The 14,344-nt window shown below is 70.8% G+C and carries 12 protein-coding genes; 7 read left to right on the top strand and 5 right to left on the bottom strand.

Annotation, left to right across the window (positions count from 1 at the left end):
- Positions 1 to 40 precede the first annotated feature (40 nt).
- The 4 genes from IF06_RS0100180 to IF06_RS0100165 are packed head-to-tail and all read left to right on the top strand — an operon-like array spanning position 41 to position 3,117.
- Positions 41 to 523: a hypothetical protein gene (locus IF06_RS0100180; protein WP_030268115.1), complete on the top strand. Its 483-nt coding sequence runs from the start codon at positions 41 to 43 to the stop codon at positions 521 to 523.
- Between the two features lie 3 nt (positions 524 to 526).
- Positions 527 to 2,305, top strand: a complete 1,779-nt coding sequence (locus tag IF06_RS0100175; protein WP_030268113.1) for an ABC transporter ATP-binding protein — start codon at positions 527 to 529, stop codon at positions 2,303 to 2,305.
- On the top strand, positions 2,302 to 2,613 hold the full coding sequence (locus tag IF06_RS0100170) for a S24/S26 family peptidase (RefSeq protein WP_013287125.1): 312 nt from the start codon (positions 2,302 to 2,304) through the stop codon (positions 2,611 to 2,613). The genes IF06_RS0100175 and IF06_RS0100170 overlap by 4 nt, the downstream gene beginning before the upstream one ends.
- Before the next feature lie 3 nt (positions 2,614 to 2,616).
- Positions 2,617 to 3,117, top strand: a complete 501-nt coding sequence (locus IF06_RS0100165) for a MauE/DoxX family redox-associated membrane protein (RefSeq protein ID WP_030268110.1) — start codon at positions 2,617 to 2,619, stop codon at positions 3,115 to 3,117.
- On the opposite strand, the gene IF06_RS32945 is transcribed toward IF06_RS0100165, so the two are convergent.
- Positions 3,068 to 3,286, bottom strand: a complete 219-nt coding sequence (locus IF06_RS32945) for a PEP-utilizing enzyme (protein ID WP_084588780.1) — start codon at positions 3,284 to 3,286, stop codon at positions 3,068 to 3,070. The two genes, IF06_RS0100165 and IF06_RS32945, sit on opposite strands and share 50 nt — an antisense overlap.
- Before the next feature lie 152 nt (positions 3,287 to 3,438).
- Positions 3,439 to 6,387 (bottom strand): hypothetical protein, encoded by a 2,949-nt coding sequence (locus IF06_RS0100160; RefSeq protein ID WP_030268107.1) that lies wholly within the window; start codon positions 6,385 to 6,387, stop codon positions 3,439 to 3,441.
- A gap of 328 nt (positions 6,388 to 6,715) precedes the next feature.
- Here IF06_RS0100160 and IF06_RS0100155 point away from each other — a divergent pair, with 328 nt between their 5' ends.
- The 3 genes from IF06_RS0100155 (at position 6,716) to IF06_RS0100145 (ending at position 12,371) form a co-directional block, all read left to right on the top strand.
- Positions 6,716 to 9,715: an AfsR/SARP family transcriptional regulator gene (locus IF06_RS0100155; protein ID WP_030268105.1), complete on the top strand. Its 3,000-nt coding sequence runs from the start codon at positions 6,716 to 6,718 to the stop codon at positions 9,713 to 9,715.
- Between the two features lie 243 nt (positions 9,716 to 9,958).
- A complete protein-coding gene (locus tag IF06_RS0100150; RefSeq protein WP_030268103.1) occupies positions 9,959 to 11,230 on the top strand; it encodes an acyl-CoA dehydrogenase family protein in 1,272 nt (423 codons plus the stop codon).
- Positions 11,231 to 11,237: 7 nt separating this feature from the next.
- Positions 11,238 to 12,371 carry a nucleotide disphospho-sugar-binding domain-containing protein gene (locus IF06_RS0100145; RefSeq protein ID WP_030268100.1) on the top strand — a complete coding sequence of 378 codons (1,134 nt, stop codon included), beginning with the start codon at positions 11,238 to 11,240 and terminating at the stop codon, positions 12,369 to 12,371.
- A gap of 77 nt (positions 12,372 to 12,448) precedes the next feature.
- Here IF06_RS0100145 and IF06_RS0100140 read toward each other — a convergent pair whose 3' ends face one another.
- The 3 genes from IF06_RS0100140 to IF06_RS0100130 form a co-directional block, all read right to left on the bottom strand.
- The gene (locus IF06_RS0100140) at positions 12,449 to 12,868 is read right to left on the bottom strand and encodes an ester cyclase (RefSeq protein ID WP_013476232.1); all 420 of its coding nucleotides are present in this window, start codon (positions 12,866 to 12,868) and stop codon (positions 12,449 to 12,451) included.
- A 69-nt stretch (positions 12,869 to 12,937) separates the two neighbouring features.
- Entirely contained in the window at positions 12,938 to 13,690 is a 753-nt protein-coding gene (locus IF06_RS0100135) for a class I SAM-dependent DNA methyltransferase (RefSeq protein ID WP_030268099.1), read from the bottom strand.
- Positions 13,687 to 14,301, bottom strand: a complete 615-nt coding sequence (locus IF06_RS0100130) for an NADPH-dependent FMN reductase (protein WP_030268096.1) — start codon at positions 14,299 to 14,301, stop codon at positions 13,687 to 13,689. The genes IF06_RS0100135 and IF06_RS0100130 overlap by 4 nt, the downstream gene beginning before the upstream one ends.
- Positions 14,302 to 14,344 lie beyond the last annotated feature (43 nt).

Raw genomic sequence — 14,344 nt, 5'->3', positions numbered from 1 at the left:
GCGCGGCCCCCACTCCCCGCTGACTCGTTGAGGAGTTCCCATGCCGGGTTTCGCCTACGCCGCCATCGCCGTGATCGGCGCGGTCGCCGTGCTCAACCTCGTCCTGACCCTGGCCCTCGCCCGGCGGCTCCGGGAGACGCAGACCGCCGCCGCCCACGACGGCGGGGCCGCCCCCGAGGTGCTGCCCGCCCCGGGCCTGGAGGTCACCGGCTTCCCGCACGTCGACCTGACCGCAGGTCGGCGCACGGTGGTCATGCTGACCCCCACCTGTCCACCGTGCCAGACCATCCTGGACACCCTCACCGTCGACGCCCGGCGCTACCGCCACGACACCTTCGTGTTCATGATCGGCATGCCGGAGGACACGGTGGAGATGGCGCCCCGCCTGGCCGACTTCGACACGGCGACCATCAACGAGGACCAGGCGGAGAAGGAGTTCGGGGTCAAGGGCTTCCCCGCCGTGCTGTCGGTCGTCGACGGCGTCGTCGTCAACTCCAGCCACCAGCTTCCGGTCCTGGCCTGAGACGTGGCCACGTTGCGAGCCGCCCTGCGACTGGGCTGCGCGGACCGCAGGGCGCTCGCCGCCACGGTCGCCCTCGTCGTCATCGGCGCGGCGCCCCCGATCGGCGTCGCGTGGTTCACCAAGCTGCTGTTTGACGAGGTCGGCAGGGGCCGCTCGGCCGACCCGTCGACCGCCACCTGGTACGCCGTGGCGATCGCCGTCCTGGGCGCGCTGGCGGCGATCGCCAGCCGGGTGTCCGGATACTTCACCACGGCCCTGCAGAACGCGATCACGATCGCCGCCGACGTGCGGCTGTACCGGAAACTGAACACCTTCGTCGGGCTGGGCCCGTTCGAGCAGCCGGCCCTGCGCGACCGGCTGGCGCTGGCCCAGCAGGCCGCCACCCAGGCGCCGTACGTGGTCGTCATGTTCGCGGTCGACGTGGCCCAGAACGTCGTCACCATCGGCGGCTTCGCCGTGATCCTGACGTCCCTCTGGCCGCCGGCCGGTCTGCTCCTGCTCGCCGTGGCGGTGCCCGACTTCCTCATCCAACTGCGACTGTCCCGGCGGACCGCGCGGGCCGTGGAGGAGAGCGCCAGCCTGTTCCGGGCCCGGTTCCTGTTCCAGACCGTGCTGACCGACCTGCGCGCCGCCCGGGAGGTGCGCCTCTACCACCTCGGCCGTTTCTTCCACGACCGGCTCATCGGCGCGGTGCGCTCGGCCGCCGGGATCGAGCTGGCCGCCGCCCGGCACACCACGACGGTGCAGGCGTGCTGGGCGTTGGCCGGCGCCGCGGTGACCCTCACCGCGACGGTGTTCGCGGTGAACGCCACGGTCCGTGGCCGGCTCAGCCTCGGCGACCTCACCCTCCTGCTGGCCGCGTTCACCGCGGCGCACAGCGGCCTGGCCGGCATCGCCGCCCAGCTCGGCGAGGCCGGTGCCGCCATGCGGCTGTTCCGGCACTACGTCGCCGTCCTCGACAGCCCCACCGACCTGGTCGACGGGACCGTGCCGGCGCCGCCGCTGCGCACCGCGATCAGGTTCGAGGACGTATGGTTCCGCTACGACGAGGACGGCCCCTGGGTCCTGCGGGGCGTCGACCTCACGATCACCGCCGGGCAGGCCGTCGGGCTCGTCGGACTCAACGGGGCCGGCAAGAGCACCCTGGTCAAGCTGCTCTGCCGGTTCTACGACCCGGACCGCGGCCGGATCACATGGGACGGGGTGGACCTGCGCGAGCTGCGGATCGAGACGGTGCGCCGGCGGATGGGCGCGGTGTTCCAGGATTTCATGTGCTACGACCTCACCGCCGAGGAGAACGTCGGCATCGGCCGGCTGCCGCACACGACCGAGCAGGTCGCCGAGGCCGCCGCGCACGCCGAGATCCACGACCGCCTCCGCGCCCTCCCCCACGGGTACGCCACGCTGCTCAGCCGCACCTTCGCCGGCCAGGACGGCGAGCCCGGCGTGACGCTCTCCGGCGGGCAGTGGCAGCGGGTCGCGCTCGCCCGGTCCCTGATGCGCGCCGACGCCGACCTGCTCATCCTGGACGAGCCCAGCTCCGGGCTCGACGCGGACGCCGAGACCCGCGTGCACGCCTCGCTGACCCGGATCCGCCACGGCCGCACCGGGCTGCTGATCTCCCACCGGCTCAGCACCCTGCGCGACGCGCGGCGCATCGTCGTGCTGGACGCCGGGCGAGTCGTCGAGTCGGGCACGCACGACGAGCTGATGGCGGCCGACGGTGAGTACGCCCGGCTCTTCCGCCTCCAGGCGGACGGCTACCAGCTGGCGGCGACATGACCGGCTGGCTGCGCCGCCGCTGGCGCCTCGTGGTGGTGAGCGGGCAGAGCATGGCGCCGACGCTGCGGGACGGCGACCGGCTCATCGTCCGCGTCGGCCGGGCGCCCGCCGTCGGTGACCTCGTCGTCTTCCGGGCCCGCGACGTCGTCCCCGCCTCCGACCTGACGTGGATGGTCAAGCGGGTGCACCGGGTCGAACCGGACGGCGCCGTGACGGTACGGGGCGACAACACCCACAGCCAGGACTCGCGGCATTTCGGCGCGGTGCCACCCGAGGCGGTCCTCGGCGTGGTCAGAGGGAGGCGATGACAGATGTACGTCGAGATCGGGTGCCGGGTGCTGCTCGGCACGGTCCTGCTGGCGGCGGCGGTCGGGAAGGTCTCCGGCCGCGACGCCTACCGCGAGTTCACGCGCTCCCTGCGCGACATGGGCTTCCGGCCCGCCGGCCCGCTCGCCGCGGCCGTGGTCGCCGCCGAGTTCACCGCCGTGGTCCTGCTGGCGGTGTTCCCGCTGGCCGGATTCCTCGCCTCGGGCGCCCTGCTGCTCGCCTTCACCGCCGCCATCGTCGCGAACCTGCGGCGCGGCGGCGGCACCTGCCGCTGCTTCGGCCGCACCGCCGCGCCCCTGGGCCGGCACCACGTGTGGCGCAACGCGTTCCTCGTCGCCTGTGCCGTCGCCGGCGCGCTCGCGCCGGCCGGTGCCGTACGCCCCGGCGAGGCGGTCCTGGCCGGCGCCGCCGCGCTGGCCGTCGGCGTGCTGGTCGTCATGCTGGACGAGCTGCGCTACCTGTTCGGCGCCGCCAGCCGCACGTGACACAGCCGACCACGGCCGGGATGCCGCGGGTCCGGGCCAGGATCGCGGTGTGGCTGGTCGGCCCGCCCTCGGCGGCGACCAGGCCTGGTTCGAGACCGGCGGTGTCGGCTGACGCCAGGTCGCCGGCGATGAGCAGGTACGGGTGGCCGGGGTCCGGCACGCCCGGCATCGGCGGCCCCAGGCATGCCGCGACGTGGGGCCCCGCAGGTCGTCGAAGTCGCTGACCCCACGTCGCGGTCGCGCTCTTGGAGGCACACACCGGTACCGGTGATGCCCGATGGTTCCGCCGGGCGTGTCCTACGCCCGGCGGAACCGCAGTGGTTATCCGAGGACGAACCGGAAGAAGCGGGGGCGGTAGATGCCCGGATCGCGGTAGTGGTCCGCGTCCGGGGAGACACGGGTGTCCATGCTGTTGACGTTGTAGGAGGCGATGAAGGTGTCACCGGAGCTGAGCGCGGGGTGCACGTGGGCGTTGTAGGAGATGACGTTGGGGTTCCAGTAGCTGCCGTAGGGGCCGGGTTCCGGCATGCGGTAGACCGGGGTCTTCTGGGTGAAGGGCCCGTACGGTGAGCAGGACGTCCAGGCGTTGATCTGTCCGCTGAACGCCTCGGTGCTGTCCTGGCTGAGGAGGAGGAACTGTCCGCCCCAGGGGGTGACGCTGTACTCGTTGGCGATGCCGGTCAGCAGGTTGCGGGAGTTCTGCTCGCGGAGCGTCCAGCCCCACGGCGTGTGGTACTGCCAGGTGCCGTTGGCGAGGTCGCTGCCGTACACCCGGGCGATGCGCATCTGCTTGTTGATCGGGGAGTCGTCGACGCCGTAGACGTAGGTGTAGCCGTCGCCGCTGCGGCTGGCCGGCAGCAGCCCCGAGCCCCAGGCGACCCCGCTGGCAGAGGGCAACTCCCGGACGCTGACCGGGGTCCGCAGGTTGGACAGGGCGAAGTTGGCGACGACGTTGCGGTTGAACCGCCAGTCCCAGGCGCCGGAGCCGAACCGCTCGTACTCCTGGTACACGACTTGAAGTTGTCCGCCCGAGAGGTGGCCGTCACCGACCCAGTACCACTTTCCGGGTCCGGACGGCGGCATCAACGCCCGAGGCGCCCCGGCGGTGCCACCCTGGTAGGTGGTGAGGCTGCCGCCGTTCTGCACGACGAAGGTGTTGTTGACCAGGGGGGCGCTCACCGGGCGGGTGCCGTCGCTGTTGAGCGGGCCCATCCAGGTGTCGGAGAACAGCCAGACGATCCGGCCGTCGGGCAGCTTCACCGAGTACGTGGAGTCGCCGCCGGTCCAGCCGTCCGGCGTGCTGGCGGCGTATCTGTTGAACGCGCCCTCCGGCTCGACCGTGGTCTCGACGCTGTGCACCGAGAGCGGGCGCAGCGCGCACGAGCGGGCCGTGAGTGGCAGCACGCTCTCCACATTCGTGGTGAACGTCTTCGGGCTGCTGTCCGCGTCGGCGGAGTGGATGTCCAGTTCGGTCCAGGTGGTAACCAGAGTGGCCACCATGGGGTACGCGAAGTCCGGCACCGTGATCAGTCCACCCGCGTCGGGATGGCGCACGGTGTGGATGCTCGGGTACTTCGCCAGCGTGCCGGTGCTTCCCGTCGGCGACCAGACGACGACGGCAGATCTGCGGTTGGCGTCCCTGGTGGTGTCCACCATCAGTGTCGAGCAGTATCCGCAGCTCGCGTCGCCGGAGTTCCTGACCGCGCGGAAGTCGTGGTAGACAGCACCGCCCTTACGCAGGATGTCCTGGTACTCCGCCTGGGTGCCGGCGGGCGTCGAGTGACTCTTCCGGGCCGGTCTGGCGCCCCCGAGGGCGTCGTCGCTCGTCCCGCTCGCGCCGGTGAGGTTGCTGCGCCACAGGCTCGCGTCGGAGTCGGAGTAGCCGTAGATGCGCCAGGCGTCCACGGTCGGGGCGGGCGCGGCGTTCGCCTTGGCCAGTCGGTAGTTGGCGATGTGGTAGTTGAGGAGCATGTCCGCGAAGTTCAGGCCGTAGCCCTCAGCGGTGTGCCGGATCGCCTCGATCGGCAGATGGTCGTGGTCCCGGATGCTCTCCCACGTGCGTCGCACGAAGGAGGCGTCGACCTGCTCGGTGAGATAGGTCGGCAGCAGGAACGCGCCATACTGCGGACCGCCGCCCAGCCCGCCCCAGGAGTTGAGTGCCGCCCCGGGCTTGCTGAGCACGTCGTAGACGTTGCGGGCGTACAGCTTCTCCTCGCCGGGGATGGGCACGTACGGCGCCCGGACGTAGGTCTGGCGGGTCGCCCACTCCGCGGTGGCCTCCATCCACCAGTTCATCGAGCCGAACTCCTTGCCGCCCACGAAGAGGGCCAGGTAGTCCAGGCCGACGTCGGACCGGTCCCAGTACTGGTACTGCATGACGTGGAACAGCTCATGCCGCGGCAGGTAGTCCCAGTCGTCCTGCCCGTTGGGCACCAGCATGGTCGCCTGCTGGTTCAAGCCGAACGGCAGAACGAACGGCGCGTCGATCGGCAGGCCGACCCCGCCGACGATCGGAATCTCGTCGACGCCGTAGACCAGCACCCAGGGCTTGCCGTCCCGCACGGGCAGCGGGTAGCCCATCTCGCGATACTCGTCGACGGCGATCGAGAGCGCGTTCAGCAGATGCTGCACCGCCTTCGCCCGGCCGTTCGGGTTGGCGTCCGCCGGGATGCCCGGCCTGCCTCCACCGGCGATGTTGTAGAGGACGAGGAACTCGCCGGCCGACGCCCGGCAGCGATAGGTGACCCCGAGGTAGTCGTACGGTTCGGCGGCGCAGTCGTCGTAGCCGGCGGCCGTGGCGGCGCCGGCAGGCACCGCGACATCTGGCGCGATCGTCCGCGCCGCCTCCGGATCGGCGCTCGCCGCCAACATCGACAGGTATGTCAGATATCGCTGCGGGTCGCGGATGGCCCCGGTCGGTCGAAGGTGCGCCGGCACCGACCGGGGCGAGCGCACCGCGCCCAGGCCGTACCGCACCGCGTCGTCGCGGGAGAGCTTCCCCCGGTGGTACGCCGAGAGCACGCGTTCCCCGGGGCCGAAGTCGGGCGGGGCGGCCGTCCTGCCGGTGGCGGTGCTGAGCGGCGCCTCCTTGAACGGCGTCGGTTGCGGGACCGGCGGGGCGGCGACTCGCGGTTCGGTGTGCGGCGGCGCGACGGCTCCCACGGCGGCTGGCGCCGCGGCCGAATCGGGCGCCGCCTGCGCGGCGCCACTGGTCAACACGGCCGCTGCCAGCACAACTGTCGCGCTGAGCAGGGCCAGGGGGTCTCTCATCGCACTCCCTCTGTTGGATGACCGGCCGGTGCCGGTGCCGTCCGGCGGACGGCGCGTCGGGCCGGTGGATCGTTGTGCTCGGCCAGCAGGCATCGCACCCCGGCGATTGCGTCGCTCATCGCCCCCCGGATGAGCGCACCGGACTCTGCGCACCCTTCGTCGCTCGCGGCCACCCCGTGCTGGCCGCGCCGCGAAGCGCACGCTCGTACCGCCCGCTCACTGTCAGCGGGCTCGACCATAATCAGGGCCGGCGCATGCAGCGATCTTGCAAAATGCTTGCAGAGGAGTCGCGCCGGCCCGCACACGCAGCGACGGCAGGGAAGTGCACATGGAGTTTCGGGTCCTCGGGCCGGTGGAGATCTGGTCCGAGGGTGTCCGCGTCGCCATCGGAGGACGACAGCCCCGGTTGCTCCTGGCGGCGCTCGTCCTGGAGGCCAATCGACCGGTACCTGCGGACCGGCTCATCGACCTGATCTGGGCTCAGGCGCCCCCACCCAGCGCACGAGCGACGGTGCAGGCCATGGTCTCGCGCCTACGGGCCACCTTCCGGCAGATCGGTGCATCCGCGCAGCTGCTGAGCGAGCGCGGCGCCTACCGGCTGCACACCGATCCGGCGACCGTCGACGCACACCGCTTCTCCGCCCTCGTCCAGCAGGCCGCAGGCTCTTCCGACGATCGCACCACCGTGGAGTTGCTGGACCAGGCGCTGGACCTGTGGCGAGGTGAGCCACTGCTCGACGTCGTCGACGATTCCGGACGCCAACTGCTCTGTTCGGGTCTCGTCGAGGCCCGTTGGACGGCTGCGGAGGACCGGGCGGACGCGCTGCTGCGGCTGGGTCGCACGAGGAGAGTGGTGCGCGAGGTGTCCGACCAAGTGGCCGGACAGCCCTATCGGCACCGCCTCGTCGGTCAGCTCATGACAGCCCTGTATCTCGAGGGCCAGGCCGATCGAGCATCGGAGGTCTACCGCAATCTCCGCACCCGGCTACACGACGATCTCGGCCTGGAACCGTCACGCGAGCTCAGCCGCCTGCACCGGCTCATCCTCAGGGGCGATCCGGTGCTGCCGGCGGAACGCGACGACGCACTGCCGAGCGTCCCGCACCGTCCGGAAGAGCTGCCACAGGACGTGCCAGGTTTCATCGGTAGAACTGACGAGATGACCCGTCTCGACCAGCTGCCGGGCGGATCCAGCGCCACGACGGTCTGGGTTCTCAGCGGAATCCCCGGCGTCGGAAAGACTGCGCTGGCGGTGCGCTGGGCGCATCGGGTACGTGACGCCTTCCCCGACGGTCAGATGTTCATCGACCTGCGCGGCTTCGACGTCGAGCGCCCACCCGTCACACCGTCCGCCGCGCTCGGACAGCTACTTGGTGGGCTTGGTGTCGACCCCCGCGTCGTTCCGGACGATCAGGACGGCCGGGTCTCGCTGTTCCGCTCGACGATGACCGGCCGCAGGATTTTGCTGGTGCTGGACAATGCTCGTGACGCTGACCAGGTGATACCACTGATCCCGCCCAGCGGCACCGTTCTGATCACCAGCCGTCGTCGGCTCGGTGAGCTGGTCGTCCGGGCCGGCGCCCGATCTCTGCTGCTGGGTGTGCTCAGCCCGACGGACTCCGTACGGCTGCTGGCGGCGATGCTCGGCGACGAGGCCGTCCGGGTCGAGGCTGGCGCCGCGGCCCGCCTCGCCCACCTCTGCGGGCACCTGCCACTGGCACTGCGGATAGCGGCAGCGAACCTGCAGACGAGCGGCCATCCCCGCATCGCCGGACTGGCCGAGGAACTCGACGAGGGCGGTCCTCTCACCAGCCTGACCGTCGACGGTGCCGACGAGGGCGCGGTCACGAAGGCCTTCGCGATGTCGTATCGGGCCCTGCCCACCGCTCAGCAACGAATGTTCCGTCACATCGGGCTGGTCCCCGGTGGCAGCTTCACCCCCCACGTCGCCGCCGCGCTCGAGGGGGTCGCGCCCCCCATCGCGACGAGAACACTTCGCGCCCTCGCGTCCGCACACCTGATCGAGCATCAGGGAGGCGACAGATACCGGTTTCACGACCTGCTCCGCCAGTACGCCGTGGACCGGCTCGTCACGGAGGACGACGACACCACCCGTCACGACGCCCGGCAGCGTCTGCTTGAGCACTATCGCAGCAGGGCCGACGCCGCCGGACGTCAACTCATCCCCCACTTCCTCAGGCTCCCCGGGCCGGTCCCGCAACAATCGTTTCCGGATGCCGACGAGGCGTCGGCGTGGCTGGACGCAGAAGCAGCCAATGTCATCGCGGCGATCAACCACGCCGCCGACCACGGGCATGCACGCTTTGTCTGGCAGCTCACCGACGCCCTACGCGCCTGGTTCCACCAGCGTGGACGCCGCGCCGAGTGGCTGTCCGCGGCCACCGGAGGGTTGGCCGCCGCCCAGGCCGCGAACGACCTGACAGCCCAGGCGAGCATGCACCTGAGCATCGCCCTCGCCCACGTCACCGCCGGCCGGTACGAGGAAGCCCGCCAACACCTCCTCGACGGCCTCCGCATCAACGCCCATGACCGGTGGCCGGAGGGACGCACGGCCCTGCTGAACAATCTCAGCGCGGTGCACCAGCGCCTCGGCAACCCCCGAGCCGCAATCGACTGCGCCCAACAATCCCTGGAGCTCAACCGGCAATACCGCAACGACGGCGGCGAGGCCATGTCCCTCGCCAACCTCGGCTTCGCACACTGGCAGCTCGGCGCGCTGTCACAGGCGGACCAGCACATCCGGGACGCACTAGCCTGCGCGGAACGGAGCGGCTCGCGGTACAACGAAGCGGTGCTTCTCGTCGACCTCGCGGGCATCCGCCGCGACCGTGGAGACCGGGAAGCCGCCGAGGAGTTGTACGACCGGGCGCTGGTCGCCAACCGCGATCTGGGCTATCGGTACGGCGAGGCGACGGCACTCAGCGGACGTGCGTTGTTGTGGTCGATGACCGGCCGCGCACCACGCGCCTGCGCCGACGCGCGACAAGCAGTGGCGTTGACCCAGGAGATCGGCGACGCCGGCACCGAGGCGTGGGCACGCGAGGCTTACGGCCGCGTGCTGCTGGCCGCTGAACGGCCGGCAGAGGCAGCCGAGGAACACCGCCTGGCGCTCGACCTGGCCCGGCAGACCCGGTTCGTGTGGTGCGAGGCGAGTGCCCTGGTGGGGCTGGCGGCGGTGTGCCTGGCCACCAAGCAGCCCGACGTCGCTCGCGAGCACGCCGAGGCCGCGCTGCGCATGGCGATCGAAGCCGGCTACCGGCTGATCGAGTCGCGCGCGCTTGGTCTGTTGAAGACGCTCGACGACTGAATCGTCTTGACCGGGCCCACGTACGGCGGCGGCCAACCCGGCGAGATACCAGGCAACAGACTCCCTGTTCCGCTCTGGATGGGTTTCGGGGGCGCTATCCAGGGCTACGGCGGGCCGGCCGACGTCCGTCGCGATGGTCCCTCGAATCCTCCTTGACGGCGATGATGCCGCTCCAGTGAGGCTCAAATCGTCCGGAGCAGAGTCGGATGCATCTGACGCACACGGTCACAGACTGGAGCATGGATGACCACCACGCCTGTACGAGCACCGGCGGCCGGGGAGTTGCTGGCACCGGTAAGCAAGGAGGGGCAGGCGTTCCTTGACCTGCTGGCCGTGCACATTCCGTACGTACGGGAGGTAAGCGGAGCGCACGACCGGGACGGCACATTTCCGTTCGAGGTGTTCGATCGCTTTCGCACCTCGGGGGTGTTGGCCGCCACCGTTCCCGCCGAACTGGGCGGTCTCGGGGTGAGCCACATGCACGACGTGGCGCTCGCGCTACGTACCCTCGCCGAGTTCGACGCGTCCGTCGCGCTCGCGCTGCACATGCAGCTCAGCCGTGGGCTCACCCTCACATACGAGTGGCGTTACGGCGCGCCGGAGGCGCAGTCCCTCGCCGAGCGGCTCATGCGTTCGGTCGGCGAGCGCGAGGCGATCATCTGCGGCGCGGTCAAGGACGCGCCGCGTGCCACGACCAGGCTGACTCCGGCGCCTGGCGGAGGTTGGTTGCTCAACGGTCGCAAGACCCTGGTAAGCCTCGCGCCCGCCGCCACACACTTCGCGGTATACGCCGAGGTGCACGTCGACGAGGAACCGCTCCGCCTCGCCGCGCCGGTACTGACCCGCCAGACGCCCGGCCTCACGGTCCTCGACAACTGGGACGGCCTCGGCATGCGCGGCTCGGGCACTGTCGACATCGTCTTCGACAACTGCCCGATCGCAGCGGAGGACGTCCTCCCCAGGGCCGCCGTCGGTGCCCGCCAGGACGCGGTGCTCGCTGGGCAGACGGTCAGCTCGGTCACCATGCTCGGCATCTACGCCGGGATCGCGTCGGCGGCGCGCAACGTGGCCGTCGACTGGACCGTCCGGCGCCGGGTCGACCCAGGAGCGGCGGTCCGGACGCTGCTCGCCGAGATCGAGGCGCGATTGTTCGCACTGCGCTCGTCGGCCGCCGCCGCGCTACGCAATGCCGACGAGCTCGCATTCGACTTCTCGGTCGTTGCCGATGAGCGCGGCCGCCGGATGATGACCCCGTTCCAGTGCGCGAAGCTCATGGTCAACCAGCTCGCGTCAGACATTGTTGATCGCTGCATGACGGTCGTCGGTGGCGCCTCCTTCTCGGCCCGGCACCCGCTCGCCCGCCACTACCGCGACGTGCGCGCCGGCCGATACATGCAGCCGTACACCTACGTCGACGCGATCGACTACCTCAGCGGCCAAGTCCTCTGCTTTGACCAGGACAACGACTACGTCAGCGCCCGGGCGATCAGAGCCCGGCGCGAGCCGTCCCCTTAGGAGAGCCATGCGCGTCCTGTTCATCCCGTCCCCCGGGCTCAGCCACATCCTGCCCACCGTGCCGCTCGCCCACGCCCTTCAGGCCGCGGGCCACCACGTCCGGTACGCGGGTGGCGGCGAGATCCATGCCGTCGCCGAGGCCGGTTTGTGTGGCGTCGACGCCTCGCCCGGCGCCGACTACGCGAAGTTGTTCATCCCGGACGAGACCGACGGCGTCGACCCGATGCACTCCGACGAGGCGGGCGTCGCTGATCTCGCAGCCATGTTCGCCCGGGTCTCGGGGGCCGTGGTGAACGGCGCGCTCGCGTTCGCGAAGCAGTGGCGGCCGGACCTGGTCGTGTACACCCCGACGCAGGGTGCCGGGCCACTCGTCGCCGCTGCGCTCGGGATACCCTGCGCCGAACTGCCGCTCGGGCCGGCCGACGGTGAGGAGCAGCTGCCATCGCTGATCCGTGCGGCGATGGCCACCGACTACGAGCGGCACGCTGTCGGCGGCTCGCCCGGTACCCGGGTCCGGCTCATGCCGATGGCGCCGAGCATCGAGTCATTGTTGCCCGGTCCGCACACGCCGGGTGCCTGGCCGGTGCGGTACCAGCCTTACAACGGCGGTGCGATCCTGCCGGAGTGGCTCGTGGAAGCGCCGGCGCGGCCGCGCATCGCGGTCACGCTCGGCACGATCGACGCCCGCTGGGGTGGGATCGCCCAGCTGGCCCCGTTCATCGAGGCCGCCGGTTCTGTCGAGGCCGAGTTCGTGCTCACTCTGGGCGGCGGTGACGAGGCGCTGCTCGGCAAGTTGCCGCAGAACGTCCGCGTCATCGAATGGCTCCCGCTGGGTGTGCTCCTGGAGTCCTGCGCCGGGATCATCCACCACGGCGGCAGCGGCACGATCATGACCGCGCTCGTCGCCGGGGTGCCGCAGTGTGTGATCCCGCAGGGTTCCTTCCAGAACATCGGGCGCGACGTGCTGGTTAAGCGAGGCATCGGCTTCTCGACCAGTTCGGCCCAGCTGGGTCCTGCAGAGTGCCGGCGGCTCCTCGAGGACGACTCGATGCGCGAGGCGGCTCGGGACGCGGCCTCCGAGGCCGCCACCATGCCGCCGGTCGCCGACCTCGTTCCCCGGTTGGTGCAGCTCACCAGGTGAGCCGGTACGCGAAACGGCCTCGCCGGCGGCGACCGGACGAGGCCGTTTCACACTGCCGGCGCTGCCCGGCGTGACGCTCAGAGCGCCGGTGCCGGGTGGCCGAGTTCCCGGAACAGCGGGGCGAAGTCGAATATGTCCCAGTGCTCGACGACCTTGCCCTCCTCGTTGAAGCGCAGCTCCTCGAGGTAGTGCCAGGTGACCTTCCGCCCGGTCGCCGGTATCCCGGCGAACTCACCGCTGTGCGTGGCGGTCGCGGTCAACCGGAGCATCACCCGGTCGCCTTCCGCGAGGATGCTCCTCACTTCGAGTCGCAGGTCTGAGAAGGACACCAGCGAGCCACGCATCGCCGTCAGGACGAGTTCGGTGTCGTGCGGCTCGCCGTCCAGGTTGTAATGCGTGACGTCGGGCGCCCAGTGCTCAGTCACCCCCGACACGTCTGCCCTGTTCCAGGCGGCGACCATCTGCAGGCAGCGATTCTTGTTCTCCAGCGGCGACATGCCAACTCCTCATGCTCTGGGGTCTGCCGGGTTGCCGCCGATGCTGGCACCCGGCGCTCGGAAAGGGCTTCAGTCCTCCTGGTGTCCGGCACAGCCGACGAAGAGGCCACGGCCCGACTGGCTGCCCTCGAGGTAGCGCACGCTCAATCCCGCGCCCCGGAATGCCTTCTCATACGTGTCGCGGGGGAAGAGCGTGATGCGATGCTGCTCGACGAAGTGGTGGACGCCGCCAGCGGGGCGAGCGACGATGTAGTGGACCTCCATTCGGGAAGCGTCGCCGTCGCGCTTGGAGTGCGAGACGCGTACGACGGTCGTCCCGTCGGCCTCGACAAGGGAGGCCGACACGTATCCGTCGAGGTAGGTGTCCGGGAACCACCAAGGGTCGATCGCGACCACACCGCCGGGCGAGAGGTGCGCCGCGAAGCGCCGCAGGGCCGCGTTCAGCTCCTCGACGTCGGTGAGGTAGCCCACGGAGCCGAACATGCAGGTGATCACGTCGTACCGCTCGCCGAGATGGAAGGAGCGCATGTCGCCGTGGTGCACGACCGCCCCCGGGGTGTTCGTGCGGGCCGCCTCGACCATCGCAGGGGACAGTTCCAGGCCCTCCACCCGGTCGAAGAGGCGAGCGAACGCGCGCAGGTGCGCACCGGTGCCGCAGGCGACGTCGAGCAGGGTCGCAGCGCCGGGCAGCAACGCCCGCGCCTGCTCGGCGACGAACGCGGCCTCCTCGTCGTAATCCTTGCCTCGGGCACGGTGCACCAGCTCGTACACCTCGGCCTGTTCCTCGCCGTACATGCCGGCCGCCGGCACCGATGTCGTCATCGCCGCGCTCCCGCCACCGTCGGCCGCACCCGACGGCGGGCGGCGACGAGTACCTGATCCAGCAGAATCTCCAGAGCGGCCCGAGTACGGGGGTCGGCGGGCGCTCCGGTCGTGTCCAGTTCGGCGCGCTCACCGGACAGGGCGAGGCCGAGCGGGGTCGGCCAGCCGCGCAGCGCGTGCGCGATGGTCCGCAGGGTGGCCAGGGTGGAGTGCGCGCCCTGTTCCCCGGAGGAGATGGCAACGCAGCCGATCGGCCGGTCGCTGAGGAACGGCTCACGGGCGTCGGCGAGGTCGTTGGCGTAGTCGAGAGCGTTCTTCAGCAGGCCGGAGACGGTGCCGTGATACGTGGGTGAGAGGAGCACGACCCCGTCGGCACGGGCGAGGGCCGCCACGATCCGTGGTACCCGCTGCGGCCCGTCCCCGCGGTGTGGCCGGTAGAACGGCAACTCGAGGTCGGCGCCGCGCAGGCACGTGACGACGGCTCCCTCCTCGGCGCATCTACCAGCACACCACACGGCAAGCCGGCCGGTGCGCGACGATGCGCACAGCGAGCCACCGATGAGTACGACCTGGGGAGCCGGATGGTTGCTGCGGTGGGGTGGCCCAGGCATCGACGGACCTCTTTCTGTCGTGCTGAACGTCGTGTCATGGCGA

It is taken from the genome of Micromonospora globosa (assembly GCF_000717585.1).
GTDB classification, from domain to species: Bacteria; Actinomycetota; Actinomycetes; order Mycobacteriales; family Micromonosporaceae; genus Micromonospora; species Micromonospora aurantiaca.
The sequence above is the reverse complement of the archived record's forward strand: the minus strand, read 5'-3'. Positions and strand labels throughout refer to the sequence as shown.

Coding starts and splice junctions, on each gene's coding strand:
- IF06_RS0100180 (WP_030268115.1), top strand. CDS start 41: ATGCCGGGTTTCGCCTACGCCGCCATCGCCGTGATCGGCGCGGTCGCC.
- IF06_RS0100170 (WP_013287125.1), top strand. CDS start 2,302: ATGACCGGCTGGCTGCGCCGCCGCTGGCGCCTCGTGGTGGTGAGCGGG.
- IF06_RS0100165 (WP_030268110.1), top strand. CDS start 2,617: ATGTACGTCGAGATCGGGTGCCGGGTGCTGCTCGGCACGGTCCTGCTG.
- IF06_RS32945 (WP_084588780.1), bottom strand. CDS start 3,286: ATGCCGGGCGTGCCGGACCCCGGCCACCCGTACCTGCTCATCGCCGGC.
- IF06_RS0100160 (WP_030268107.1), bottom strand. CDS start 6,387: ATGAGAGACCCCCTGGCCCTGCTCAGCGCGACAGTTGTGCTGGCAGCG.
- IF06_RS0100155 (WP_030268105.1), top strand. CDS start 6,716: ATGGAGTTTCGGGTCCTCGGGCCGGTGGAGATCTGGTCCGAGGGTGTC.
- IF06_RS0100150 (WP_030268103.1), top strand. CDS start 9,959: ATGACCACCACGCCTGTACGAGCACCGGCGGCCGGGGAGTTGCTGGCA.
- IF06_RS0100145 (WP_030268100.1), top strand. CDS start 11,238: ATGCGCGTCCTGTTCATCCCGTCCCCCGGGCTCAGCCACATCCTGCCC.
- IF06_RS0100140 (WP_013476232.1), bottom strand. CDS start 12,868: ATGTCGCCGCTGGAGAACAAGAATCGCTGCCTGCAGATGGTCGCCGCC.
- IF06_RS0100135 (WP_030268099.1), bottom strand. CDS start 13,690: ATGACGACATCGGTGCCGGCGGCCGGCATGTACGGCGAGGAACAGGCC.
- IF06_RS0100130 (WP_030268096.1), bottom strand. CDS start 14,301: ATGCCTGGGCCACCCCACCGCAGCAACCATCCGGCTCCCCAGGTCGTA.